This window comes from Priestia sp. 53B2, from assembly GCF_056099005.1.
The window spans coordinates 1-24,693 of record NZ_JBLZXA010000019.1; the positions used below are offsets into that span (position 1 = coordinate 1).

Genomic DNA, 24,693 nt, shown 5'->3' on the forward strand with positions numbered 1-24,693 from the left:
CCTGATAAGCGTGAGGTCGGTGGTTCGAGTCCACTTAGGCCCACCATATTCCACAGTAGCTCAGTGGTAGAGCTATCGGCTGTTAACCGATCGGTCGTAGGTTCGAGTCCTACCTGTGGAGCCATACTGGCCCGTTGGTCAAGCGGTTAAGACACCGCCCTTTCACGGCGGTAACACGGGTTCGAATCCCGTACGGGTCATCTTAAAAGCAGTTTGCATATGCAAACTGCTTTTTTTGTTTGTAAACAGAGTTTATTCTTTTGTCTAAACTCTATTTTTCGTTTTTCTATGATTTCTTCTCCCCAAATTGCATTTCTTATAGCACATCTATAAACGCTTGTTCTAAATTTCGAAAAAAAACCTACAATAGTAATAACGGCATACTGTTTGTACAAAAGGAGGGGAATGCGTGAAAAAAATTGTTTGGTGGTCCATCGGAGTTTTTCTTGTGTATGGAGCGTGTATTTGGGTGTATTTATTCTATATAAGCGATACCTCTATTCCACAATCATTAAAAGGCACCAGCGTAGACCCGGCTACTTTTATGAATGCACGAGAACTTATGTTGACCGAAAAATATTCAAAAATTAGAGATGCACTCTTTTTTATTCGAATTCCATATGAATGGCTAGGGTTTATTTTAATTTTAGTGTTAGGTGTGTCTAAGAAAGTTAATAAGTGGTCTAAAGATGTCAGCCGTTTCAGTCTTCTCCAAACTGCTATTTATGTATTTTGGTTATCCGTTCTGCTGCTGATCTATTCTTTTCCTATGGACTGGATTAGCTATAAGCTTTCAAAGGCTTACCATATTACGACGCAACCTTTCCGAGGATGGATGAAGGATCTTTTTACAGATTTTTGGGTGAACTATGCCACCATGTTTTTGGTGATTGCTGTGTTATATGCATTCATTCGTAAGTTTTCAAAAAGATGGTGGCTGTATGCGTGGCTAGTATCTATTCCATTTACGCTATTTTTGACGTTTATTCAACCAGTGGTTATCGATCCGTTATATAACGATTTTTATCCATTAAAGAATAAAGAGCTGGAGACGAAAATTTTACATTTAGCAGACGAAGCTCATATACCTGCTAAGCATGTATATGAAGTAAACATGTCTGAAAAAACGAACTCTCTCAATGCATATGTGACGGGAATAGGTTCTAATTCAAGAATTGTGTTATGGGATACTACTCTTAATAAATTAACAGAACGTGAAATTTTGTTTATCATGGCGCATGAAATGGGTCATTATGTAAAGAAACATATTTATGTGGGGATTGCTTCAGCATTAGTTTTATCGATCGTAGGCTTATGGCTAACGAAGTACTTAGCTCGCTTTGTGATTAAGAGATGGAGAAAAGCATTAAAAATTACTTCTATTAGTGATTTAAATTCTTTACCGCTTATTCTACTTATTTTTTCTGTTCTTACATTTGCTGTGAGTCCGTTAACAAATATGCAGTCGCGTCATCATGAACTTCAATCTGACACGTACGCTATGGACCTAACAGGAGATAAGCAAGCTGCTATTAAAACGTTTCAGGACTTAACGAAATCAGGACTGTCTCAGGTAAATCCGCCGTATTTAGTGAAGATTTTCCGATATGGTCACCCAACAATACTAGAAAGAATTTCATTTGTTGAGAAGTATGAAAGAAATGAATAAGTGATATAAGAAAAAGTAAAGGATATATGAAGCCTTTTATACGTAGGTATTAATAGAAAAGCCTCCTTGCGAGTAGGAAAAAAATTCTAAAAGGAGGTTTCATTTTCGAAAGTACTGTTATATAATAACGTATGTAAAATAAAAACTGTTTTATAACAATAGGGAGGAATAGTTATTTGTGATTGAAAAGATAGCAGTCTAAATTCTCAGCGTATATTCACCTCAGCTAAGTCTTACTACATGTCCTTCAACTACTTACTTATTTCATCTACGTTTTTGCTAATATTATGGCAAACTGCTAATTTACTTCATCATGAAACAGACATATTCTAACTGCTGCGTTTTATATTTTTATGAATATAGAATTTTAAATTCATTAGGGGGTATAAAGAATGAAAGACATTCGTGTAAAAAACCTTGAAGAGAATTGGAAAAGCGATGAGCGTTGGAAAGGAATTGAACGTCCATATTCTGCAGAAAAAGTCATTGGGCTAAGAGGGTCCATTGATATTGAACATACGCTTGCTAGAAGAGGAGCCGAAAAGTTCTGGAACTTATTAAAAACAGAGCCATACGTTCATGCCTTAGGAGCTTTAACAGGGAATCAAGCAGTACAACAGGTAAAAGCAGGGTTAAAAGCAATTTACTTAAGCGGATGGCAAGTAGCTGCAGATGCAAATCTTTCAGGAAATATGTATCCTGATCAAAGTTTATACCCGGCAAACAGCGTGCCGCATGTTGTGAAACGAATCAATCAAGCGCTGCAGCGTGCCGATCAAATTCAGCATTTAGAAGGAGAAGGGGATATCGATTACTTTGCTCCAATTGTAGCAGATGCAGAAGCAGGGTTTGGAGGACAGTTAAACGTATTTGAACTCATGAAAGGAATGATTGAGTCGGGAGCATCTGCCGTACACTTTGAAGATCAATTATCCTCTGAGAAAAAGTGTGGTCATCTCGGCGGCAAGGTATTGCTTCCAACTCAAACCGCTGTGAAAAATTTGATTGCTGCTCGTTTAGCTGCTGATGTAATGGGTGTTCCAACACTTCTGATTGCTCGTACCGATGCTGATGCTGCTGATTTAATTACAAGTGATGTTGATCCTGTAGATCGCCAGTTTATTACAGGTGAACGCACCGCTGAAGGTTTTTATCGCACGAGAGCCGGAATCGATCAAGCTATTGCTCGTGGCTTAGCATATGCGCCATATGCTGATCTAGTATGGTGTGAGACGTCTGAACCAAACTTGGAACAAGCACAAAAATTTGCAGATGCTATTCATGAAAAATTCCCAGGTAAAATGCTTGCTTATAACTGTTCACCATCTTTCAACTGGAAGAAAAAATTAGATAAGAAAACGATTGAAAAATTCCAAAGAGAAATCGCAAAAATGGGCTACAAATTCCAATTCGTTACGCTTGCTGGCTTCCACGCTTTAAATCACAGCATGTTTGAGCTGGCACGAGGATATAAAACAAGAGGAATGGCAGCTTATTCAGAGTTACAAGAAAGAGAGTTTGCTAGTGAAATAAATGGATATACTGCTACTAGACATCAGCGTGAAGTAGGAACGGGTTATTTTGATGAAGTGGCGCAAGTAGTTTCTGGTGGGACTTCCTCTACAACAGCTTTAAAAGGTTCAACGGAAGAAGAGCAGTTTCAGGCACATAAATAACAAGAAATCTATGAGTGGAACGGTTGGTTACTTCCACTCATAGGAAAAATCCTAACAAAAAAGATTCTTACAGATGTAAGAATCTTTTTTTATGTAGTAAACACGATTTAACAGACAGCTGTTCTTCCTGAGAAGAAAGTATCTGCCTGTTAAACGTACATATAAATCATTAACATGAATTAAGTTCTTAAAATATTAAGTAGATGTTTGAAGTAGGGATTGGTACTGTGCTGATAGCTTATAAAAAGCAATTTCATCACGTAGATCTAATGCCGTGTTAATGTTTGTTTCTAACAGTTCTTTTTGACGCTTAAAAAGCGATTCATCAATTACCATTTCGATATAAACATCCAACATACTCACAGTATCAATTACTTTTTTCTTGCGAGCGAGGGACTTCATCATTTCCGTGTACGATTTTTCATTGTTCATACCTCATCACCTCTGCACCCTTTTTATTATTATATAGATTAAAAGAAGAAAAAACAACTAATTTTCTAAATTTTTAGATTTTTATTTTTAGAAATGATAAAGTAAGAGGGAAACGCTACTTTCGTTTTTATCGATTGACTATTTGATTTAAAAATGAATGCTTGGGGGCGAAGAAATTGAATCATTTAAAAAAGCGTACGGTAACGATAGAGGATTTGTATGAATTGAAGTCTGTTTATAATCCTCAGATTTCTCCAGATGGAAAAAGTGTAGTTTATACGGTCCGAGAAACGAAGAAAATAGAGAACGCGTATGAAACGCAGCTGTTTATGTTAGATCTTGAAACGAAAAAAACAAAGCAATTAACGTATTATAAAGGAAATAATCATTCTCCCGCCTGGTCCCCTGACGGCAAGTGGATTGCTTTTTTATCCGATCGCAGTCAAGCCGTTCAGCTCCACTTATTAGCAGCGACAGGCGGGGAAGCAGAAGCACTCACAGATCTTGAAAAAGGCGTTAGTAATCCGGTGTGGTCTCCTTATAGTGACGAAATTATGTTTTCCACAAAAATGGAAGAAAAAGCTGTAAGAGTTGAACAAAATCATGAACATCCCCAGCCATATGAAGTGGAACGTTTACTGTATAAATCCGATGTTAGCGGTTATTTAAAAGGTGAATATACTCACGTTGCTGTTGTTAAACTTAAAAATAAAGAAGTGACGTTTGTAACCGGTGGACCTTATCATCACTCTGTAGGATGCTGGGCCCCTGATGCAAACTCAATTGTATTTTGCAGCAGCCGAGGAGAGAATCCGGATTTATCGTTAACTATGGACGTGTTTATTTTGCATCGTGATACTAAAAAAGTAACATCTATTACAGGAGAAACAGGATATTTTCATCAAGTTTCGTGGTCACCGGATGGGTCATACATAGCATACATTGGAAATGAACGTACATACGGATCAGCTTCAATGAATGACATATACATTTATCAGATCTCTAATCAAAAAACAGCTTGTATCACTGCTGGCATAGATTTAGAAGTAGGAGATATGGTAGCAGGAGATTTTCACTTTGGCAGAACCGCAGCGGGAATTATGTGGGGCAGTAATGAAGAATTTTATTTTGTCGTAAGTGAAAAGGGTTCTGTAGGCATATATAAAGGAAATGTGAATGGAAAGCTAGACCCTGTACTTGTGGATAATGCTCACGTATATGGGGTATCTGTTCTTCCCAATTGTGAGGAAGCTATCGTGGCAATCAGTACATTTACACATCCCGGAGATCTTTATTCTCTAAATTTAAAAACAGAGGAATTAGTGAAGCTGACAAACGTTAATGACTCATTTTTAAAGCATGTGCAGCTCACAGAAGCAGAATCTTTTTACGCGACTTCTACGGACGATATACATATCCACAGTTGGGTAGTGAAAGCTGCTGCTACCAATGATGAATCTCCAACCATTTTAGAAATCCATGGAGGTCCGCATCTTATGTATGGTCATACATTTATGCTTGAATTCCAAGTGCTTGCATCAAAAGGGTTCAATATCCTCTTTTCTAATCCAAGAGGCGGCAGAGGATATGGTCAAGCATTTACAGATGCGGTTCGAGGGGATTACGGAGGCATGGATTATACGGACTTGATGGCAGTAACCGACGAAGCAGTTAAGCGCTACTCTTATATTAATGAAGATAAGCTTGGCGTAACAGGAGGAAGCTACGGAGGGTTTATGACAAACTGGATTGTAGGAAGTACAAATCGGTTTAAAGCAGCGGTGACGCAACGGTCTATTTCAAATTGGACAAGTTTTTACGGCGTTAGTGATATTGGCTATTATTTTACCGAATGGGAATTAAAAGCTGATATTTATGAAAATCCGGAAAAACTTTGGAACCACTCGCCGCTTCGTTTAGCGGAGAACGTTAAAACACCGCTGTTAATCTTGCATAGCGAACAGGATTATAGATGTCCAATTGAACAAGCTGAACAGCTTTATGTGGCACTGAAAAGAAAAGGTAAAGAAGTAGAATTTATTCGTTTTCCTCAGTCTAATCATGAACTTTCTAGAAGCGGTAAGCCTAATTTACGAACGGCGAGACTAAAATATTTAACAAGCTGGTTTAAACGTTATTTAAAACAGTCTCAGTAAAAAGTGCATGACTGTTCAACCAAATATGTTTGTGTAAATAAAGGCTGTATGGCAAACGTAAAAGGACAGGAAAGGTAAGGTAAAACGCTGTAAAACTTTTGTTTGGTAAAGGAAAGTAGTACAATAAGTGAAAAGTAGCACAGTTGTTTAAATAAGGAGAACATTCGATGGATTTTGAAACATTAAAGCATTATTTGACATTAGACGGCGTCCTCGAGTTATTAAAACAATATCAATCATTTGGAATCATTCCAGGGCTGCTGTTGCCTATTTTAGAAGCGTTTATCCCCATCTTGCCGCTTTTTGCGTTTGTAATGGCCAATGCTGCCGCTTTTGGCTTATGGTTAGGTTTTTTAATTTCATGGGTTGGCAGCTGCGTTGGATCACTGCTTGTCTTTTTGATTTTTAGAAAATATGGACAGGCGAGGTTTTTACATTTCATCAGCCGGCATGCGCAAATTCGAAAGATTATGATTTGGGTAGAAAGACATGGGTTCGGACCGCTGTTTATTATGCTTTGTTTCCCTTTTACCCCGTCTTCGGCAATTAATGTGGTAGCAGGACTATCACGTGTTAGTATGGCTCAGTTTATGCTTGCTGTATTAGCCGGTAAAATGGTGATGATATTTATGATGAGCTTTATTGGGGCCGATTTTGTTTCATTTGTGAAACAGCCTCTAAAAGCAGTACTTGTTTTAGTCATTATTTTTGTTCTATGGCTTGTTGGAAAACAAATTGAACGAAGATTAAATGAAAAATCTAAAGTGAAACAGTATGACAAATAGTTTGTTTATATATAACAAATAGTGATGAAAGACTGCTTTTTAATAGGCAGTCTTTTGTTATACATACAGCCAAAAGGGGTATTGTAAACTATAGAAAAGCCTTTTCTTATAGGGATACAACAGCATTTTTGAAAGGATCTTAAAATTTTTCTTAAAGAAGTTATTTGTCTGTTTATTCGGTTGGCAGAACAATGCACATACAGAGTATCTGTCCAGTAATGAACAAGTTTTTTGTTTATCAATTATGAAAAATATGCTAAAATAAAAGAAAAAACTGGGAATAAATTAGACGTCTATTCCTAGTTGCACCTAAGTAATGAACCCTTTGTTTTCTAGAGATATACATGTTTTTTCTCAACATGTATTATCACCTCATGTATTTCAAAACGTTTTCTTAAAAATTATATGAATGATTTTTGAGCTTGACTACTAAGATGTAAGTAGAGGGATCATTACTAGAAAAGCACCGGATGATCATTAAGACGTGCTTGGCGTCGTTTTGAGGAGGGGAATGCGCTACTAAGATTCAAGCGACTTGCTGATTAATCGTTGTTAGTAAGCGTCTTATAGCGCGGGTGACATGAGATTAAAAGATAAGGTGGCAATTATTACGGGTGCAGCAAATGGATTAGGGTTCGAAGCTTCTCGAATATTCGCACAAGAGGGTGCAAAGGTCGCTATGGTTGACTACGATGCAAAAACGGGAGAAGAACGAGCAGCTCAGCTAAAAGAAGAAGGCGGAGATGTAGCATTTTTTCAAGTGAACGTAGCGGATCGAGACAGTGTAGATGCAATGGTAGAAGAAGTAGTGAAACGCTACTCTAAAATAGATATTTTAATTAACAATGCAGGTATCACCAGAGATGGAATGCTAACCAAATTATCAGTTGAAAATTTTCAAGCAGTAATCAACGTAAACCTTACAGGCGTTTTTCACTGTACACAAGCAGTGGTACCGCATATGATTGCTCAAGGTAAAGGGAAAATTATTAGCACATCTTCGGTATCTGGCGTATATGGAAATGTTGGTCAAACAAACTATGCGGCGACAAAGGCAGGCGTAGTAGGAATGACAAAAACATGGGCTAAAGAGCTGGGACGAAAAGGAATTAATGTAAACGCTGTAGCTCCCGGGTTTATTGAGACGGATATGGTGAAGGCGATGCCAGACAAAATCATTGATCAAATGAAATCCACTATTCCTTTACAAAGATTAGGTCAGCCTTCTGACATTGGTTATGCGTATCTGTATTTAGCATCTGATGAGTCCAACTATATTAATGGTACAACACTTCATGTAGATGGTGGAATCATGATGTAAAGGTAGAAAATAACTCGCTTTTCTAAACTTTTCAGTGGTCTTTTGACTACTGAAAAGTTTTTTTGTTGCATCCAGCATTTCACATATCGGCAAAGTGGAATTTTGTCTGCAAGTTCAGTAAAATAATAAGGAGAGAGATAGCGAGATTTAGATGATTATCACTATAAAATTTTGACGACTGCGTCACGTGTTTACGTGGCGTTTATCCATTTTGCACTTAAACAAATGAAAACATAGAGAAAAAATGAAGGGGTGAAAACGTGGGGCTACAGTTTTTATTAGGACGTTCAGGAAGCGGGAAAACGGAATATCTTTTAAATAGCATGCGCCAAGAGCTGTTAAATGCTCCGCTTGGGCATCCACTTATTTATATTGTACCTGAACAGATGACATTTCAGTCGGAGTATGCGCTTGTTCAAACACCTGGGTTAGAAGGCATGATGCGTGCTCAAGTTTATAGTTTTACACGTCTTGCATGGCGTATCCTGCAAGAAGTGGGAGGTATTAGCCGCTATCATGTGGATCAAACAGGTATTCATATGATGCTTAAAAAAATTATCGAACATCAAAAAGAAGAGCTTCGACTGTTTGCGAATTCTTCAGAACAAGCAGGGTTTATTGAAGAACTAGAAAAAATGGTTAAAGAATTTAAACAGTACACAGTAGATGCCCCGTCTCTCGAAGAGATGAAGAAAAAGCTGCAAGCAGAAGATGAGAAAGTCCTTGCTGATAAATTACATGATTTACATCTCATTTACGGAGAATTAGAAAAACAGCTGATGACGAAATATGTAGATGGAGAAGATTATTTGAAGCTGCTGAGTGAAAAAGTAGCGTCTTCTGCCTACCTTGCTCAAGCAACGATTTATGTAGATGGATTTCATCACTATACTCCTCAAGAATTAACCGTATTAGTAGAGCTGATGAAAGTTTGTAGAGAAGTAAAAATAGCGGTGACCTCTGATTATTCATATCAAGATTTTATTCCAAATGACTTGCACTTGTTTCGCTTAACGAGCGAAACGTACCAAGAAATAATTGGCCTGGCGGCTGAAAACGGGATAGAGATTCAAGAGCCAATCGTATTTAACGAACAAAAAAGGCATCAAAACAGTCCAGAGCTTGCCTATTTAGAACGATATTATGATGAACGGCCAACGCCGGAATTTCAGTCAGAGCCCGAGCACATTCAGCTGCTGCCGGCTGTTAGCCGAAGAGCAGAAGTTGAAGGGATTGCAAGAGAAGTGCTGTCACTTGTGCGCGATCACGGCTATCGCTATCGTGATATTGCCTTGATTGTTAGAAATGCAGAGGATTATCATGACTTGCTTCAAACTATTTTTCGAGATTATGAAATTCCGTACTTTATTGACCAAAAGCGAGCGATGTTTCACCATCCACTCGTTGAATTTATTCGCTCAGTCTTAGAGGTGGTAAGCGGGTCATGGCGATATGAAACCATCTTTCGAGCAGTGAAAACAGATCTTTTATTTCCTTTATCATCTGATGTGCACCAGCTTCGCGAAGAGATGGATGAATTAGAAAATTATGTACTTGCTTATGGTATTCAAGGATCTAAGTGGACGAGCAAGGAACCATTTACCTACAGAAAATATCGTTCGCTTGAAGACATGAATCTTGGGAAAACGGACGAAGAGCTTGTTTTTGAACAAAAAATAAATGAATTAAAAAATATGATTGTCCCTCCTATTTACTCGCTTCAGCAAAAATTAAAACAAGCGAAAATAGGAAAAGAAAAAGCAGAAGCGCTCTATCGTTTTTTAACGAATCTAGATATTCCACAAAAGATAGAAGCGCTGCGCAATCGATGTGAAGAAGAAGGAAAGCTTCAAGAAGCAAGAGAGCACGAGCAGGTGTGGAAAGCAATTCTTCACTTATTTGATCAGTTTGTTGAAATGATGGAAGAAGAGAAAGTATCGATTTCTTTGTTCGCAGATCTATTTGAGACAGGGCTTGACAGCATGCAGTTTGCGCTTGTTCCGCCTGCACTGGATCAAGTAGTTGTGGCAAGTTTTGAGCGTTCGCGTTTATCCGATATCAAAGCAAGCTTTGTATTAGGTGTAAATGACGGTGTGATTCCAGCAAAACCAAAAAGCGATGGCCTGTTATCTGAGAAGGAGAGAGAGCAGCTGCTTGAATCAGGTTTATTACTCGCGCCAACTGGAAGACAAAAGCTGTTTGACGAACAATTTCTCATTTATTTAGCACTTTCCAGCTCTTCTGAAAAACTTTATGTTTCGTATCCTCTTGCCAATGAGGAAGGAAAGACCCTGCTGCCTTCACTTGTTATTAATCGAGTAAAAGAGCTATTTCCGCTGCTGCAGGAAAAGCTGTTAATGACGGAACCTACGGATTTAGAAGAAGAAAAGCAAGTTGATTATATAACAAATCCCTTAACGAGCATTGCGCATTTAGCCAGCCAGCTGCAAGGATGGAAACGCCATTATCCGATGAGTTCCGCTTGGTGGGATGTATATAATTTTTATGTGAAAAATCCAGATTGGAACTCATACAGTGAGAAAGTACTAAGCAGCTTATTTTATCAAAATGAAGCAAAACGGTTAACAAAGAAAACGAGTCAGCGTCTGTATGGAAAGCATATTCAAGCAAGCGTATCGAGAATGGAAAAATTTGAAGCCTGTCCATATGCTCATTTTGCTTCTCACGGGCTCAAGCTTAAAGAACGAAAAGTTTTCAAATTAGCGGCTCCTGACATAGGCGAGTTATTTCACGCGGCATTGAAGATGATTTCAGACGAGCTTCGCGGCGGTCAAAAAGAATGGAAGAACTTAACGAGAAAAGACTGTCAGCAGCTTTCTACGGCTGCGGTGCATGAACTTGCTCCGCGCTTGCAAAATGAGATTTTATTGAGCTCGAATCGCCACCACTATTTAACACATAAGCTGCAGCAAATTATTGAACGTGCGTCGCTTGTGTTAAGTGAGCACGCTAAGATGAGCGGCTTTGTTCCTGTTGGATTGGAATTAGGGTTTGGACCTAGTGCAGAGCTGCCTTCTATGCAGTTCACCCTGCCAAATGGCCATACGATGGAACTCGTTGGCCGAATTGACAGGGTAGATAAAGCGGAAAGCTCAAAAGGACTTTTACTGCGTATTGTGGACTATAAATCAAGCGATAAAGCATTAAACTTAGTGGAAGTGTACTACGGTTTATCTCTTCAAATTTTAGCTTATTTAGACATAGTCGTGACGTATGCTGAACAGCTTCTTCATGATAATAGAGGAGCATTGCCTGCTGGCGTTCTTTATTTCCACGTTCATAATCCAATGATCAACAGTACTAAAGCATTACAGCCTGATCAAATTGAAGCTGAAATCTTCAAGAAGTTTAAAATGAAAGGACTGCTTGTAGGAGACGAGGAAGCAGTAAGGTTAATGGACGAAACGTTAGAATCAGGGCACTCACAGGTTATATCAGCTGGCATTAAAAAGACAGGGGGCTTTTATTCCAATTCTTCGGTTGCGAGCGAAGAAGATTTTACACATCTCCGTCAGTATGTGCGAGGTAAATTTGTGGAGGCAGGTACAGAGATTACAAATGGGAAAATTGATATTTCGCCTTATAAACTAAAAGATAAAACACCATGTGCGTTTTGTGAATACCGCTCAATTTGTCAGTTCGATGAATCAATGGAAAACAACGAATATCGTCAGCTTAGTATAGAGAGTCAAAGTGTTATTTTAGATAAAATTCGAGAGGAGGCCAAACGAGATGAGTGAAGATATACACGTAAAACCGGCCGACTCCCAGTGGACGGATGATCAGTGGAACGCCATTGTTTCATCCGGTCAAGATATATTAGTAGCCGCGGCGGCTGGCTCAGGAAAAACAGCGGTTTTAGTTGAACGTATTATTAAAAAGATTACGATGGGTGATGAGCCAATCGATGTTGATAGATTACTCGTTGCTACGTTTACAAATGCTTCTGCAGCCGAAATGAGAAATCGAATTGGAGAAGCATTGGAAAAAGAGTTAAAAAAGAATCCATCTTCTTTGCACCTGCGCAGACAGCTTAATTTATTAAACCGTGCGTCGATTTCTACGCTCCATTCTTTCTGTTTAGAAGTCATTCGAACGTATTATTATTTGATCGATGTAGACCCTGGTTTTAGGATTGCAGATGATACGGAAGCGGATCTTCTGCGTGAAGAAGTATTAGAAGAATTGTTTGAAGAACAGTACAGTATTGAACAGAACGAGCGATTCTTTGATTTAATTGATCGTTATACAAGTGACAGAAATGACTTAGATATTCAGCTTATGGTAAGAAAGCTGTATGACTTTGCAAGATCTAACCCTGACCCAAACGGCTGGCTTGAAATGATTGTGAGTCAATATGATGTGACAGAAGACTCTTCTATTGATTCACTTCCGTTTCTATCTTTTCTTTTACAAGAAGTAACAACGCAGCTGATGGGCATTGAGTCGATTTTAAAACAGGGCTTGGAGTTAACAAAGCTGCCAGGAGGGCCTGCTCCTCGCGCCGTTAATGCAGAGGAAGACCTGGCTCAAATTCATCGGCTGCTCAGCGCTTCTAAGCATTCTTTTGCTGATTTGCATGAGGAAATGCAGAATTTGAATTTTACTCGTTTAAAGCCATGTAAAGGAGAAGCATACGACTCGCAGCTTTTAGACGATTTCGGAGAGCTTCGCAAAAAAGCTAAAACAAGTCTTGAAAAACTTCATGCTGATTTGTTTTCTAGGCCTTTGCACGGCTACATGGCTGATTTTGAGAAAATGAAGCCCGTTATTGAAACGCTAATCTTTTTAGTTCAGCGCTTCGGTGAACGATATGAACACATGAAAAAAGAGAAAGGGTTAGTGGACTTTTCTGATTTAGAACATTATTGCCTGCAAATCTTGAGTGTAAAAGAAGATGGAGTGCTTAAGCCTTCGTCCATTGCCCAAAAATATCGCACTCAGTTTGAAGAGGTGCTTGTTGACGAATATCAAGATACAAATATGGTTCAAGAAACACTGATTAAATTAGTGACGAGAGATAGTGAAGAACAAGGGAATTTATTTATGGTTGGAGATGTAAAACAATCCATTTACCGCTTTCGTTTAGCGGAGCCATTTTTGTTTTTAACAAAGTACAAGCGCTTTACACAAGATGGTCGCCAGTTCGGAAAACGTATCGATTTGAATAAAAACTTCCGCAGTCGTTCTCAAGTGCTTGATGCTACAAACTTTATTTTTAACCAGCTGATGGATGAAGAAGTAGGAGAAATTGCATATGACGATGATGCTTCTTTAAAATTAGGAGCATCGTATCCAAAAGTGGAAGGAATGGAAACGGAGCTTCTGCTAATTACAAAAGAAAATGCAGAAGAAGGATCGGAAGAAGAATCGGATTCTTCTCTCGTCGCTTTTTCAGAAGCAGAGCTTGAAACGGCTCAGTTAGAGGCAAGAGCAATGGCGCGCAAAATCAAAGAACTGGTTCAAGACCGTTTTCAAATATATGATCGCAAGCTCGATATCATGAGAAACGTGACGTATCGTGACTTTGTTATTTTGCTTCGTTCCATGCCTTGGGCTGCGCAGATTATGGATGAATTTAAGCAAGAAGGCGTGCCGATTTATGCCGATTTATCAACAGGCTATTTTGATGCTACTGAAGTGATGATTATGATGTCTTTATTAAAAGTAGTAGATAACCCGCATCAAGACATTCCGTTAGCTTCTGTTCTTCGCTCGCCGGTAGTAGGGCTTTCAGATGAAGAGTTAGCTACACTGAGAGCAGAGCAAAAGAAAGGAACGTATTACGATGCGTTAAAAACGTACTTAGCGGTTTCAGATGATGAAGAACTTCGCGATAAAGTAAAGTATTTCTATGAGCAGTTAAAAGCATGGAGAACACAAGCTAGACAAAGCTCTTTGTCAGAACTAGTATGGCAAATTTACCGCGATACGGGTTTCTTTGAATTTGTTGGCGGACTTCCTGGCGGGAAACAGCGTCAAGCCAATTTACGTGCTCTTTACGATCGCGCTCGCCAGTACGAGGCAACTTCATTTAGAGGTCTGTTTCGATTTTTACGCTTTATTGAACGCATGCAGGACCGAGGGAACGATTTAGGAGCTGCTCGAGCACTGGGAGAACAAGAAGATGTGGTGCGTTTGATGACGATCCACAGCAGTAAAGGTCTTGAGTTTCCTGTTGTTTTTGTAGCTGGTCTTGCTCGTCAGTTTAACTTAATGGACTTGAATAAAGCATATTTACTCGATAAAGAACTAGGTTTTGGATCTAAATATATTGATCCAAAACTGCGTATTACGTACCCTACTCTTCTTCAGCAGACCATGAAGAAAAAAATGAAAAAAGAAAGCATGGCAGAGGAAATGCGGGTATTATACGTAGCTTTGACGCGTGCGAAAGAAAAACTTATTTTAGTTGGAACAGTAAAAGACGCACCAGAAAAGCTCAGACAATGGAGCTCCGTTATGGCACATGAAGATTGGACGCTTCCAGCTCACGTGAGAAGAGATGCAAAATGTTATTTAGACTGGATTGGACCTTCTTTAATTCGTCACCAAAATGTTAGTCATATGGTTGAAGGAGAGGTCCAGCCGGCTGAGATGATTCATCAGCATGCTTCAAGCTGGAAACTTTCAACGTTATTAGCAGGTGATTTAGCCGAACAGCCTCTTGAAGAGCAGCAGCATCATGAAGAGCTTTTAAACGCTCTTCAAAAGCATGAGCCAGTTTCAGAATCGAGCGATTATAAAGACGAAGTGTATAGACGCTTAAATTGGTCTTATGATTATCGTGTAGCTTCCGTTCATCGTTCGAAGCAATCTGTTTCTGAACTAAAAAGGCAGCAGCAGCTGACGGATGCAGGTGGAAGCGACGATCTCGTTCGGGGATCTAAAGCGCCTCTTGAAAATCGTCCGCTGTTTCTTCAAGAGAAATCTCTCACAGGAGCTGAAAGAGGAACAGCTACACATGCCGTTATGCAGCAGCTTCCATTAAATAAAGCTTATACCCTTGAAATGGTTCAAGACTTTATTCAATCAATGGTTACCAAAGAATTATTGACGCAAGAACAAGCGGATGCTGTTGATGCAAATGATGTAGCAGACTTTTTAGACAGTGACATTGCACAAGGTATTCGAACGGCTCGCACGGTTTATAGAGAGATGCCTTTTAGTTTAGGTGTCTCCGCTAAAGAAATCTATGATCACTGGGAGCAGGAAGACGAAACAATTTTAGTGCAGGGTATTATTGATTGTTTGTATGAAACGGAAGAAGGCCTCGTTTTACTTGATTTTAAAACGGATAATATTTCGGATCGTTTTCAAGGGGATTTTGAACGGGCAAAACCATTTCTAATTGACAGATACCGCATTCAGTTAGAGCTTTACGCAAAGGCCATTGAGCGGATTGTAAAACAACCTGTGCAGCATCGCTATCTGTACTTTTTAGATGGTGGACATGCTGTTGAAATATAAAAAAAGAAGAAGGCGCTAGTCTTCTTCTTTTTCAACAATAAGGAGAGAGTAACATGCGTTTATTACATACAGCGGATTGGCATTTGGGGCGAACGTTAGAAGGTCGAAGCCGCCTGGGTGAGCAAGCACAGTTTTTAGATGAACTGGCAGACATTGTGGAAGAAGAAAAGATAGATGCGATTCTCATGGCGGGAGATGCCTTTGATACGGTTAACCCTCCAGCAGCAGCAGAGCAGCTTTTTTACGAAAGTATGTCTAGGTTGAGCAACAATGGAAAACGTCCGATTATTGTTATTGCAGGTAATCATGATAACCCAGATCGGCTGTCGGCGGCTTCTCCATTAGCTGTTCATCAAAATATTACGCTTCTTGGTTTGCCCACTACCGATGTAGAAAGCATTCACATTCCTACATCAGATGAAATGTTAAAGGTTGCGGCTCTTCCTTACCCGTCTGAATCAAGGTTAAAGGAACTGTTAGCGGAAGAAAATGATGAGCTGGCTCTTCGAAACTCATATGATGCCAGAGTAAAAGGTATTTTCGATAAAATGAGTGAGCAGTTCACAACAGATACCGTTAATATTGCCATGAGTCATATTTACGTAGCAGGCGGAAGTTCAACGGACTCAGAACGTCCAATTGAAGTAGGAGGAGCTTATACGGTGGCGGCAACTAGTTTACCTGCTAACGCTCAATATGTAGCATTAGGACATTTGCATCGCCCGCAAATGATCAATCGCGCCAGCACCCTTGCAAGATATTCCGGTTCACCTCTTGCTTATAGTTTTTCAGAGTCAGGCTATGCAAAGTCCGTTACCATTTTAGACGCTAAGCCAGGAAAAGAGATTGAGATGACTGAAATTCCATTATCTAGCGGAAAGCCTTTGACACGTTGGAAAGCGAAAAACGGATTGTCAGAAGTATATACATGGCTTGATGAGCAAAAAGATACGCAGGCATGGGTTGATTTAGAAGTTCACGTAGAAGATGCACTGTCACTAGAAGAAATCCATCGCCTTCGCAAGCTTCATCCAGGCTTTATTCATATTCGTCCGGTATTCAAAGCAGAAGAACTAGCACTTGAAACACGTTCACAGCGCGAAGTGCCGATCGAAGAACTGTTTACAAAGTTCTACAGCAGGCAAACCGGCGGAGGGGCACCTGATACTGAATTAGTCAAACTGTTTTTAACCTTGATTAACGATGAAGAAGTATCGGAAAAGGAGGATGAAAAATGAAACCTATTAACTTGACCGTTTCGGGGCTTCACAGTTTTAGAGAAAAACAAACTGTCGATTTTGAAGCGCTGTGTTCAGGTGGTGTTTTCGGAATATTTGGTCCTACAGGAAGCGGGAAATCCTCCATTTTGGATGCCATTACACTAGCTTTATACGGAAAAGTAGAGCGTGCAGCCAATAATACACAAGGCATTTTAAATCACGGGGAAAATGAACTGAAAGTATCATTTACGTTCGAGCTGGAAAACGCTAGTCATAAAAAACGCTATACTGTTGAACGAAGCTTTAAACGGACGGATGAGCTGCGTGTAAAATCAGCTTCAAGTCGATTGATTGAAATCGAAGATGAAACGTACGTATTAGCAGATAAAACAAATGATGTAAACCAGCAGGTACAAGAGCTTCTTGGTTTAACAATTGATGATTTTACAAGAGCCGTTGTATTACCACAAGGAAAATTTGCGGAGTTTTTATCGTTAAAAGGGACAGAGCGTCGTCAAATGCTTCAGCGTCTTTTTAATCTCGAACAGTACGGAGATCAGCTTAGTAAGAAAATACGCTATCAAGTTCAGCAGCTAAAGACAGACCTAGATAAAATCACGGCAGAACAAACGGGATTAGGTGAAGCTTCAACAGAGAAAGTAACGGAAGCCGAGCAGCTTGTAAGTGATAGCATTGTACTTTTGGAAAAACGAGAAAAAGAAGCGTCTGATTTGCAGGAGAGATACGATCAGCAGGCGTCTCTTTGGAAAGCGCAGCAGGAAAAAGCACTGATAGAAGAAAAACTAGTGCATGCTTCTAAGCAGGAAGAGGAGATTAAACAAAAGCAAGATGTGCTGACGAAAGCTCAGCAGGCAGAACGTCTTTTTCCTTATTTAGAAACATTTGAACAAGCTGAAAAACAGCAGAAGCTTTACGAAGATAAAGTAGAAAAATTAAAAGCACAAATTGTTCAAAAAAGTGAGGAATATAAGCGATCGAATAGTTTATATGAGCAGGCTCGCTTACAAAAAAATGAACAGCAGCCCAAATTAGTTGTTCAAAAAGAACAGCTTCAACAAGCTTCTGATCTTCAAAAACAAATTAAAGAAGGACAGCAAGAAATAAAAGAAGCGGAAGTTTCTCTTCAGCAAAAGCAGCAGGCACTTCAAGCGAAAAATGATGAATTAATGGAAGCAGATAAGCGGTATCAGCAAGGCTTGACTCTTCAAAAAGAGTTAAAAGAAGCATTAACAAAAGTGGAGATTCAACCCGATTATCGGCAGGCTGTTCAGCAAGCATTTTACCGTTATCAAGTATGGAATAACGATAAAAAAAACCTAGATGAAGGTCAAAAAACGTATAAAGAAAAAGCCGAACAGCTTAAGCATTTGCACACACAAAAACAAACACACCAAGAGAGATATCAGCAAACAATAGAACAAAGTAAAGGGTTATTTTCAGATATTCAAGGCTTGTATCACACTGTATGTGAGCGGGAAAAAGAGTTTCAGCAGCTTTTTCAACAAGCAGATGGTTTAATGAGCGATCTAAAAAGACGCAAAGAAAAAGAATGGTCACGCCGTCTGGCTCATCAATTAGCTGAGCAGCTGACCCAAGGAGAGCCTTGTCCAGTTTGTGGCTCTGAGCATCACCCTAACCCCGTGTTACACCAACAAGAAGATGACATCACAACTGAATCAGCTGATCAGTTCGAAGATCAAGTCAATCAATTGCGTGAACAGCGATTTAGCTATTCGTCGCTCAAAATGCAGCTTGAACAGCTAGCTAAACCTCTTGTTGAAAAAATACCTGAGTTAGCTGAGTTTATGAACGAAGCTGGCGAAGTTCCTGCTTTAGGAGAAATGGATACAGATGCCTTTGGCCATTATGCTAAGAAAATAGAAGTTGAAATCAAATCTCTTGAGCAGGATTATTTGCAGGTAAGTGAAAAACAGCAGGCAATTCTCGGGCAGGTACAAAAGGTCCAGCAAAGTCTTGAAAAGATTGAATTAGAGCTTGCTCATTATCAAAAAGAACAAGCTGAATTAGAAGGAAAAGTAAATCAGCAAAAACAGGCGCTACAAGCAGGAAAAGAAGCTTTTCAACAAGACTATCCTTCCTTTGTATTTGAAGAGATGGAAAAAATTAATGAAAGGCTGACTGAAAGAGAAAAAGAAGAGCAGACAATAAAGGCTCGAATTGAAAAAAGCAGCGTATTTTTTGAAAATCAGCAAAAGAAAATCGAACGTCTAAAAGAAGAGAAATATGCGGGCGAAAAAGAATTTACAGAATTAAAAGCAATGCTGGCTCATAAACAATCTCTTGTTCACTCGCAAATTGAACGCTTGCGTACGCTTACAGAGCAAGAAGATATTGAACAGGCGCTGCAAAAAACAGTTCTTTTACTTGCGGAGTTAGAGACGAATGAACAGCAGGCATATCAACATTGGCAGACTGTTCAAAAAGCGTATCAAACGCTGCAGATGGATGAAAAAGCAGCGAGCGAATCTCTAGAAACAGCTCATATGCAGTATAAAAAAGCAGCTGAAAAATGGGAAGAAGCTATAGGGAATTCTTTATTCAGCGAAGGAAAAGAAGTTCAGCAAGCTTTGTTATCACATGAGGAGATGAAATTGTTGGATGAAACTGTTCAGGCTTATTGGGACAACATAAAACAGATGAAGTCATCAATTGAACAGTTAAATATCCAGCTGAATCACCAGTCCTTAGAAGAGCAGCAATTTGAAGAAACTCAGCAGCTGCTTCATGATATAAAAGCGGCTGTGAAAGAAGCCGTTCAGCTCAAGGGAGCAGCTGAGCAAACGTTAAAAAGCGTCAAAGAACGACATGAGCGATTTTTAGTGCTTGAACAAGAACGTGAAGAAAAACAAGCGTTATTTGAACAGTATCAAAAGCTTCAAACAGTATTTAAAGGAAATGCTTTCGTGGAATATATTGCTGAAGAACAGCTGATGTCCGTTAGCCGAGATGCTTCGGAGCGTCTGGGTATATTAACACGTCAGCGCTATGCGATTGAAGTTGATTCCCAAGGCGGCTTTATTATGAGAGATGATGCAAATGGAGGTGTAAAACGTCCGGTTTCAACTTTATCTGGTGGAGAGACGTTTTTAACTTCGCTGGCTTTAGCCCTTTCATTGTCTGCACAAATTCAGCTAAGAGGAGAATATCCACTGCAGTTTTTCTTTTTAGATGAAGGATTTGGAACACTTGATGGAGAGCTTCTTGATACCGTTGTTACAGCGCTTGAAAAGCTTCAATCAAATAATTTATCAATTGGAGTCATCAGTCACGTTCAAGAACTTCGCGCTCGTCTGCCAAAACGTTTGATTGTTGAGCCATCCGAGCCATCTGGCAAAGGAACTAGTGTAAGAGTAGAAACTTTATAGGGAAGGAAATCTATATGAAGAAAAAAGACAGGCGGATAGGAACATGCGAATTATGCGGAAGGCAGGATGTCTTGACGACCGTACATCATTTAACGCCAAAGGAAATGGGCGGAGCGTTTGAACCAACGGCAAACTTATGTATTCCGTGTCATAAACAAATTCATGCATTATACACAAATGATGAATTAGCCATTCGTCTTAGTACGATTTCTTTATTACAAGCTGATTCTAAAATTAGCTCTTTTATTAAATGGATTCGTAAACAGCCTTCTTCTAAATTACCTAAAACCAAGAAATCAAACAGCCGAAAATCCAAGTGAATAAAAAACCCCTTATCTGCTTTAATAGCAAAGATAAGGGGTTTTTTTAAGCATTTGCTGCTATATTTTGATCGAATAAATCTGGATCTAACGTATTTGTTCCTGAAATGCCGTTATTTGTATTAACAAAGTTACCTGTATTTAAAGAACCAGAGCCTGACGCTGTTTTAGCAGCACTTTTTGGAGAAACATAAAACGTATCTCCAAACGTTACGACACCGCCTCCGACGCTCGTGATACTAACGGGTCCAATTATTGCTGGCATGAGATTCACACCCTTTTTTCGTGATATTAATTTAGTATATGAGCAGCTTTTTAAAAGGTTCACTCACTGCTGCTAGCTTGTGAAGAAGCACTACTTGATGTTCCTGCTTCAGCTTCTTTTGAAGGTTCATCGTTGATCAGTTCACGAATATGCTTAATGCGAGCTTCTGCATAAACATTGCACGTTGAGCCAACATGAATAACTGATGAGAATGAGCATCCCTTTATATCAATTCTGTTAACACGGATCAAAGGTATTTCATTCCATGTTTGAACCGGAATAGGTTCGTAATCACCATGAGGAATAGGCTCATTAAAGATAGCGTAATCATCAAAGTTTCCTTCTCTGCCGTAGAAAAACGGATATTGTCTCCGGTCAGCTAAAGCTTTATTAAGCAAGTGAATTTCGGTTGAATCACCGATTTGGCAAAAGGAGCTCGCCGACAATGAATTAATTTCTATATAATTAACGGAAGATGTGCGTGAAAGCATACATAAGCTCCTTTATGATAACGATAGTGGAACATAAGGGCCGATAATCAAAGATTCAGCCGGCGTATCAAATGTTGAGGATAGAGAGATGTAATTTGCATCACCAATTAAAAAAAGAGAGGAAGAAGATACGCCTGTAATACTAACGTCTCCAACAAGCAATTCTCGGTTTACAACGTTAAAGTTCATGAAGGGGGTCCACCTTTCTTTAAAGATTCAGGTAAATACGTTAAAAATGCGTCAATTCCTTTTTTCATATCTTCATAAAGTTTACCGATAATCTGAGGTTTGATTTGTTCAAAATTTCGTTCCATTTCTTCCGGCTGAACTTGCTGTATATAAAAAGTAATCCGCTGCTGCAGCTGCTTTTTAATATCTTCTAAAATAAACTCGTAGTACGATTCATCAATCATCATTGAGCGCTCATCAAGCACATGTTGAACCATCGAAAATCCATATTGATTAAGCTCATTTAAAATCGCTTCGTGAATATCAGAGACCCACTGTTTTTCTAGCTGGCGGTTCAACGGTTTTAAGCTAGGATTTTGCGGTCCAGGACCTCCGGGTTGTCCCGGCTGCTCACCTTGAGGCGGCTGCCCTTGTTGCTGAGCTCCTTGCGAAAATGTTACTTCTGGTTTCTCATTAATAATGATATCTTCTAAATTATCAGGTGTAAGAGGGTTTAATCCAATATTTAATGTTCCGTCTAAAGAATCGATTTTTAACTGTTCAAATTTATATTCAATTTTATCAATTTTAATAGGTGGCTGTTCACCTAAATCTTTTATTTTTTTTTGAAGTTCTTGTACGTTTTTTTCAAGTTGAGCAATGCGTCCTTCTTGCTGCTGAATATACGAAGACATTTGCTGAACATACTGATGTACCTGCTGAATATAGTCCATGTTATCCACCTTCAATCACCTCGATTCCCTTATCTTCTGATAAAGAAAATAGTTATATATATACATATGGCGCTGAAGGCTTTAACATGTCAGTCGTTGTCTCGAACTGGGGGAGTTAACGACTGTGAAAAAGGAGCTGGCGCAGTTCCTGTACCGGTCCCGGGAGTAAAGGTAGAAGGAGAAACAGATCCAAGAATTCCTTTTTTTGTTTCAGTAGGTGCAGCGCCTGTAAATCCTCCTGTATTAAAGAGATTTGAGTTCGGTTTAATAACACCTACGCTTCCAATTTGAAGTACTGAAGAGTTACTTACGGCACTGATTTTCATACTTTGAATACAGATACTTTGATTCACGTAAAAGTTCATAAGCATCCTCCTATATGAGCTTCATTTCTATTATAGATTTCCAGCAACATTTTGGTCATTTACATCATTGTCTGACGTATTGGTTGAGCTCTGCTGATTCACAACATATAATCCGTCACCTGTATTAAACGAACCTGCGCCAGCAAATGTTTTAGCAGTGGAAATAGGGGCTATTGTATAAACATCTCCAATATGAAAGACGCTGGCTGAACCAACACTGTTAAGATTAACAACACCAACAATGGCAGGCATAGGCAAACACCCTTTTAGTTTAGTCTAGTAACAGCATATGAAGCCTAGACAAAAAGGTGCTTACTGCTTTTTCCTTATCTATATGCAGAGGGGAAGCAAAACATTAAAAAGAGGAATGGAAATAGTAAACATTGAAGAAAAACTTTTGCGTTCGATATAATGTGAAAGCAATAATGAAATCATGTAAGGTGTGAAAGAATGAAACGTTTCAAAATGAATGCAGCTGATAAAGAACAGCGTATTGAGGCAGCAGATGTGTTAAAAGGAATCGCGCTTATCGGTATTTTGCTCATGAACATGCCGAATTTTTATTCACCTGCTTCCTATTACGACCATAATTTGTTGGACGGTTCAAGAATGAATTATGTTGCTAATGAATTAGTTGATGTAGTTGTAGGGCAGACAGGGTACGCGCTGCTCGCTATTTTGTTTGGATTTGGTTTTATGAAAATGTTCCAGCGTACGTACGAAAGGCAAGTAAGTTTTACTCCTTTTTATGTGCGAAGAATGACGGCTTTGCTCGCCGTTGGGGCTATTCATGCTTTATTTATTTGGCACGGTGATATGATTGTGATGTACAGCTTCTTTGCTTTGATCATGCTATTTTTTCAAGAAGCAAAGAAAGAAGTATTATTAGCGTGGGGAACCGGAATATTTAGTATTTACGCTGCGATTATGATTGTTATTTTAACAGTAGCCGCTTTTGCTAATGAAGGAGATACAGCAGCGGGAATTCACCAGCCTATTATTGACCAAGCGCTTCAAGCATATGGACACGGAAGTTTTGCGTCAATCTTTCATCAGCGCTTGCTTGATTGGTACTACGCCTATAATTTAAATACGGTTCCTTTTCTGTTTTTATCGCTATTTCCACTGTTTTTATTAGGCGGTTTTATGGCAAAAAGCGAGTGGTTCGAAGAAATAGAAGAATATATAGTGGAGACAAAGTGGCTTTGTCTTATTTCATTCATCGTGTATGCAGCATCATCTGTATTGCCGTATGTTTTAGATCACAATGTAGCGACATCTTATATTCACGATACAATCGGAGGAACGGCAGGAGCCATTTTTATTGTAACATTGGTCACATTAGCTATGCGAAGTGTATCTATTCAAAAAGTCATGCAGCCATTTGCCCTTTTGGGGAGAATGATTTTAACTAATTATATTGTCCAGTCCATTGTATGTACATTTCTTTTTTACTCATATGGGTTAGGATACTACGGACATATTTCAATTGTAGAAGGTTTGGCTATTGCGGGGATTATCATTTTTATTCAACTGCTGGGAAGCTGGATATGGATGAGTCTATTTTCAGATGGTCCGCTTGAAAAACTCATTCGATATGCTACTTATGGACGCAGTCGCTAAAAATCCTTTTCCTTCCTTTTATTATTGGTGAAGGAAAGGTTTTCATGATATGATATTTTCAGAAAGGACGTGAGATGAATGGCTCCACTACATATTCATGTAACGCTTTGGACATTATTGATTATCTCGTTTGTGGTTTCGTTGATTTTACATCGAGCAGGTAAAGCTAAAGGTCAAAAAATCCTACATATGGTGGCGAGACTCCTATACTTATTAGTATTAGTATCAGGTCTGCATATGTTAGCAGCTTGGTATCATTTTCAAGGCGCAGCGCTCATTAAAGGAATTGCCGGAGTGTTAGTGCTTGTGGGAATGGAAATGGTACTTGTTCGTACTGAAAAAGGAAAGCGTACAGGCGTTGCTTGGGCAGTTCTTGTAATTGCGCTTATCTTAGTATTCTATTACGGATATGTTGTACTAGGATAAGAAAAAAGCTATCTTGGATTGAACTGAACCCGAAAAGTTAGACCCTTTATCTAAGCAGCGAATGAGGATTGAATTCTGTATTCTACAGGGGTCAATCCTTTTAATTTTACTTTTATTCGTTTGTGGTTGTAATAAACAATATAC

20 protein-coding genes and 2 tRNA genes are annotated in these 24,693 nt (G+C 39.1%); 14 read left to right on the forward strand and 8 right to left on the reverse strand.

Translation table 11 applies throughout. The features are described 5' to 3' along the window. The first annotated feature begins 49 nt into the window (after positions 1–49). From ACN6NE_RS14115 to aceA, 4 genes are all read left to right on the forward strand, one after another. A tRNA-Asn gene (locus ACN6NE_RS14115) sits at positions 50–124 on the forward strand. A gap of 4 nt (positions 125–128) precedes the next feature. After that, positions 129–200: transfer RNA gene (locus ACN6NE_RS14120), tRNA-Glu, on the forward strand. Positions 201–409: 209 nt separating this feature from the next. Then, positions 410–1,669 carry a M48 family metallopeptidase gene (locus tag ACN6NE_RS14125; RefSeq protein ID WP_474325698.1) on the forward strand — a complete coding sequence of 420 codons (1,260 nt, stop codon included), beginning with the start codon at positions 410–412 and terminating at the stop codon, positions 1,667–1,669. A 392-nt stretch (positions 1,670–2,061) separates the two neighbouring features. Beyond that, on the forward strand, positions 2,062–3,345 hold the full coding sequence (gene aceA / locus ACN6NE_RS14130; protein WP_014461647.1) for an isocitrate lyase: 1,284 nt from the start codon (positions 2,062–2,064) through the stop codon (positions 3,343–3,345). A gap of 195 nt (positions 3,346–3,540) precedes the next feature. Here aceA and ACN6NE_RS14135 read toward each other — a convergent pair whose 3' ends face one another. Then, a complete protein-coding gene (locus tag ACN6NE_RS14135; RefSeq protein WP_129706162.1) occupies positions 3,541–3,777 on the reverse strand; it encodes an IDEAL domain-containing protein in 237 nt (78 codons plus the stop codon). A gap of 176 nt (positions 3,778–3,953) precedes the next feature. Here ACN6NE_RS14135 and ACN6NE_RS14140 point away from each other — a divergent pair, with 176 nt between their 5' ends. The 8 genes from ACN6NE_RS14140 to ACN6NE_RS14175 all read left to right on the forward strand — a co-directional run bounded on the left by ACN6NE_RS14140 (position 3,954) and on the right by ACN6NE_RS14175 (position 20,477). Then, entirely contained in the window at positions 3,954–5,933 is a 1,980-nt protein-coding gene (locus ACN6NE_RS14140; protein ID WP_474325700.1) for a S9 family peptidase, read from the forward strand. Between the two features lie 167 nt (positions 5,934–6,100). Then, positions 6,101–6,718, forward strand: a complete 618-nt coding sequence (locus ACN6NE_RS14145; protein WP_013081701.1) for a TVP38/TMEM64 family protein — start codon at positions 6,101–6,103, stop codon at positions 6,716–6,718. Positions 6,719–7,298: 580 nt separating this feature from the next. Further along, positions 7,299–8,039, forward strand: coding sequence for a 3-oxoacyl-ACP reductase FabG (fabG, locus tag ACN6NE_RS14150; protein ID WP_013055347.1), 741 nt, complete (start codon positions 7,299–7,301; stop codon positions 8,037–8,039). A gap of 260 nt (positions 8,040–8,299) precedes the next feature. After that, on the forward strand, positions 8,300–11,800 hold the full coding sequence (addB, locus tag ACN6NE_RS14155; protein WP_474325702.1) for a helicase-exonuclease AddAB subunit AddB: 3,501 nt from the start codon (positions 8,300–8,302) through the stop codon (positions 11,798–11,800). Then, complete coding sequence (gene addA, locus ACN6NE_RS14160) at positions 11,793–15,530, forward strand: helicase-exonuclease AddAB subunit AddA (protein WP_474325704.1); 3,738 nt, start codon at positions 11,793–11,795, stop codon at positions 15,528–15,530. The genes addB and addA overlap by 8 nt, the downstream gene beginning before the upstream one ends. A 53-nt stretch (positions 15,531–15,583) precedes the next feature. Continuing rightward, positions 15,584–16,768 (forward strand): exonuclease SbcCD subunit D, encoded by a 1,185-nt coding sequence (locus tag ACN6NE_RS14165; protein ID WP_474325705.1) that lies wholly within the window; start codon positions 15,584–15,586, stop codon positions 16,766–16,768. Continuing rightward, a complete protein-coding gene (locus ACN6NE_RS14170; RefSeq protein ID WP_474325707.1) occupies positions 16,765–20,157 on the forward strand; it encodes an SbcC/MukB-like Walker B domain-containing protein in 3,393 nt (1,130 codons plus the stop codon). The genes ACN6NE_RS14165 and ACN6NE_RS14170 overlap by 4 nt, the downstream gene beginning before the upstream one ends. A 14-nt stretch (positions 20,158–20,171) precedes the next feature. Next, a complete protein-coding gene (locus ACN6NE_RS14175) occupies positions 20,172–20,477 on the forward strand; it encodes an HNH endonuclease (RefSeq protein WP_474325709.1) in 306 nt (101 codons plus the stop codon). A gap of 46 nt (positions 20,478–20,523) precedes the next feature. Here ACN6NE_RS14175 and ACN6NE_RS14180 read toward each other — a convergent pair whose 3' ends face one another. The 6 genes from ACN6NE_RS14180 to ACN6NE_RS14205 form a co-directional block, all read right to left on the reverse strand. Continuing rightward, the gene (locus ACN6NE_RS14180; RefSeq protein WP_013055353.1) at positions 20,524–20,742 is read right to left on the reverse strand and encodes a spore germination protein; all 219 of its coding nucleotides are present in this window, start codon (positions 20,740–20,742) and stop codon (positions 20,524–20,526) included. Between the two features lie 59 nt (positions 20,743–20,801). Further along, entirely contained in the window at positions 20,802–21,233 is a 432-nt protein-coding gene (locus ACN6NE_RS14185) for a spore germination protein GerPE (protein WP_013055354.1), read from the reverse strand. Positions 21,234–21,245: 12 nt separating this feature from the next. Beyond that, a complete protein-coding gene (locus ACN6NE_RS14190) occupies positions 21,246–21,422 on the reverse strand; it encodes a hypothetical protein (RefSeq protein WP_013055355.1) in 177 nt (58 codons plus the stop codon). Next, entirely contained in the window at positions 21,419–22,135 is a 717-nt protein-coding gene (gene gerPC / locus ACN6NE_RS14195; protein ID WP_129706173.1) for a spore germination protein GerPC, read from the reverse strand. Before gerPC ends, ACN6NE_RS14190 begins: the two co-directional genes overlap by 4 nt. An 89-nt stretch (positions 22,136–22,224) precedes the next feature. Next, entirely contained in the window at positions 22,225–22,500 is a 276-nt protein-coding gene (locus tag ACN6NE_RS14200) for a spore germination protein GerPB (protein WP_205654898.1), read from the reverse strand. Between the two features lie 30 nt (positions 22,501–22,530). Further along, positions 22,531–22,752, reverse strand: a complete 222-nt coding sequence (locus ACN6NE_RS14205) for a spore germination protein (RefSeq protein ID WP_013055358.1) — start codon at positions 22,750–22,752, stop codon at positions 22,531–22,533. Between the two features lie 198 nt (positions 22,753–22,950). Between ACN6NE_RS14205 and ACN6NE_RS14210 the strand changes: the two genes are divergently transcribed. Then, complete coding sequence (locus ACN6NE_RS14210) at positions 22,951–24,123, forward strand: DUF418 domain-containing protein (RefSeq protein WP_474325713.1); 1,173 nt, start codon at positions 22,951–22,953, stop codon at positions 24,121–24,123. 78 nt (positions 24,124–24,201) lie between these two features. Further along, complete coding sequence (locus ACN6NE_RS14215) at positions 24,202–24,549, forward strand: DUF1516 family protein (RefSeq protein ID WP_025749931.1); 348 nt, start codon at positions 24,202–24,204, stop codon at positions 24,547–24,549. A gap of 50 nt (positions 24,550–24,599) precedes the next feature. Here ACN6NE_RS14215 and ACN6NE_RS14220 read toward each other — a convergent pair. Beyond that, positions 24,600–24,693, reverse strand: a 94-nt coding sequence (locus ACN6NE_RS14220; RefSeq protein WP_157842248.1) for an IS3 family transposase, incomplete at its 5' end; no start/stop codon positions are given.

Excerpts from the sequence above, each read along its gene's own strand:
- ACN6NE_RS14175 (WP_474325709.1), top strand. The coding sequence starts at position 20,172 with ATGAAGAAAAAAGACAGGCGGATAGGAACATGCGAATTATGCGGAAGG.
- ACN6NE_RS14190 (WP_013055355.1), bottom strand. The coding sequence starts at position 21,422 with ATGAACTTTAACGTTGTAAACCGAGAATTGCTTGTTGGAGACGTTAGT.
- addA (WP_474325704.1), top strand. The coding sequence starts at position 11,793 with ATGAGTGAAGATATACACGTAAAACCGGCCGACTCCCAGTGGACGGAT.
- ACN6NE_RS14145 (WP_013081701.1), top strand. The coding sequence starts at position 6,101 with ATGGATTTTGAAACATTAAAGCATTATTTGACATTAGACGGCGTCCTC.
- ACN6NE_RS14200 (WP_205654898.1), bottom strand. The coding sequence starts at position 22,500 with ATGAACTTTTACGTGAATCAAAGTATCTGTATTCAAAGTATGAAAATC.
- ACN6NE_RS14165 (WP_474325705.1), top strand. The coding sequence starts at position 15,584 with ATGCGTTTATTACATACAGCGGATTGGCATTTGGGGCGAACGTTAGAA.
- ACN6NE_RS14210 (WP_474325713.1), top strand. The coding sequence starts at position 22,951 with ATGAAACGTTTCAAAATGAATGCAGCTGATAAAGAACAGCGTATTGAG.
- aceA (WP_014461647.1), top strand. The coding sequence starts at position 2,062 with ATGAAAGACATTCGTGTAAAAAACCTTGAAGAGAATTGGAAAAGCGAT.
- ACN6NE_RS14215 (WP_025749931.1), top strand. The coding sequence starts at position 24,202 with ATGGCTCCACTACATATTCATGTAACGCTTTGGACATTATTGATTATC.
- fabG (WP_013055347.1), top strand. The coding sequence starts at position 7,299 with ATGAGATTAAAAGATAAGGTGGCAATTATTACGGGTGCAGCAAATGGA.
- ACN6NE_RS14185 (WP_013055354.1), bottom strand. The coding sequence starts at position 21,233 with ATGCTTTCACGCACATCTTCCGTTAATTATATAGAAATTAATTCATTG.
- ACN6NE_RS14205 (WP_013055358.1), bottom strand. The coding sequence starts at position 22,752 with ATGCCTGCCATTGTTGGTGTTGTTAATCTTAACAGTGTTGGTTCAGCC.
- ACN6NE_RS14170 (WP_474325707.1), top strand. The coding sequence starts at position 16,765 with ATGAAACCTATTAACTTGACCGTTTCGGGGCTTCACAGTTTTAGAGAA.
- gerPC (WP_129706173.1), bottom strand. The coding sequence starts at position 22,135 with ATGGACTATATTCAGCAGGTACATCAGTATGTTCAGCAAATGTCTTCG.
- ACN6NE_RS14135 (WP_129706162.1), bottom strand. The coding sequence starts at position 3,777 with ATGAACAATGAAAAATCGTACACGGAAATGATGAAGTCCCTCGCTCGC.
- ACN6NE_RS14180 (WP_013055353.1), bottom strand. The coding sequence starts at position 20,742 with ATGCCAGCAATAATTGGACCCGTTAGTATCACGAGCGTCGGAGGCGGT.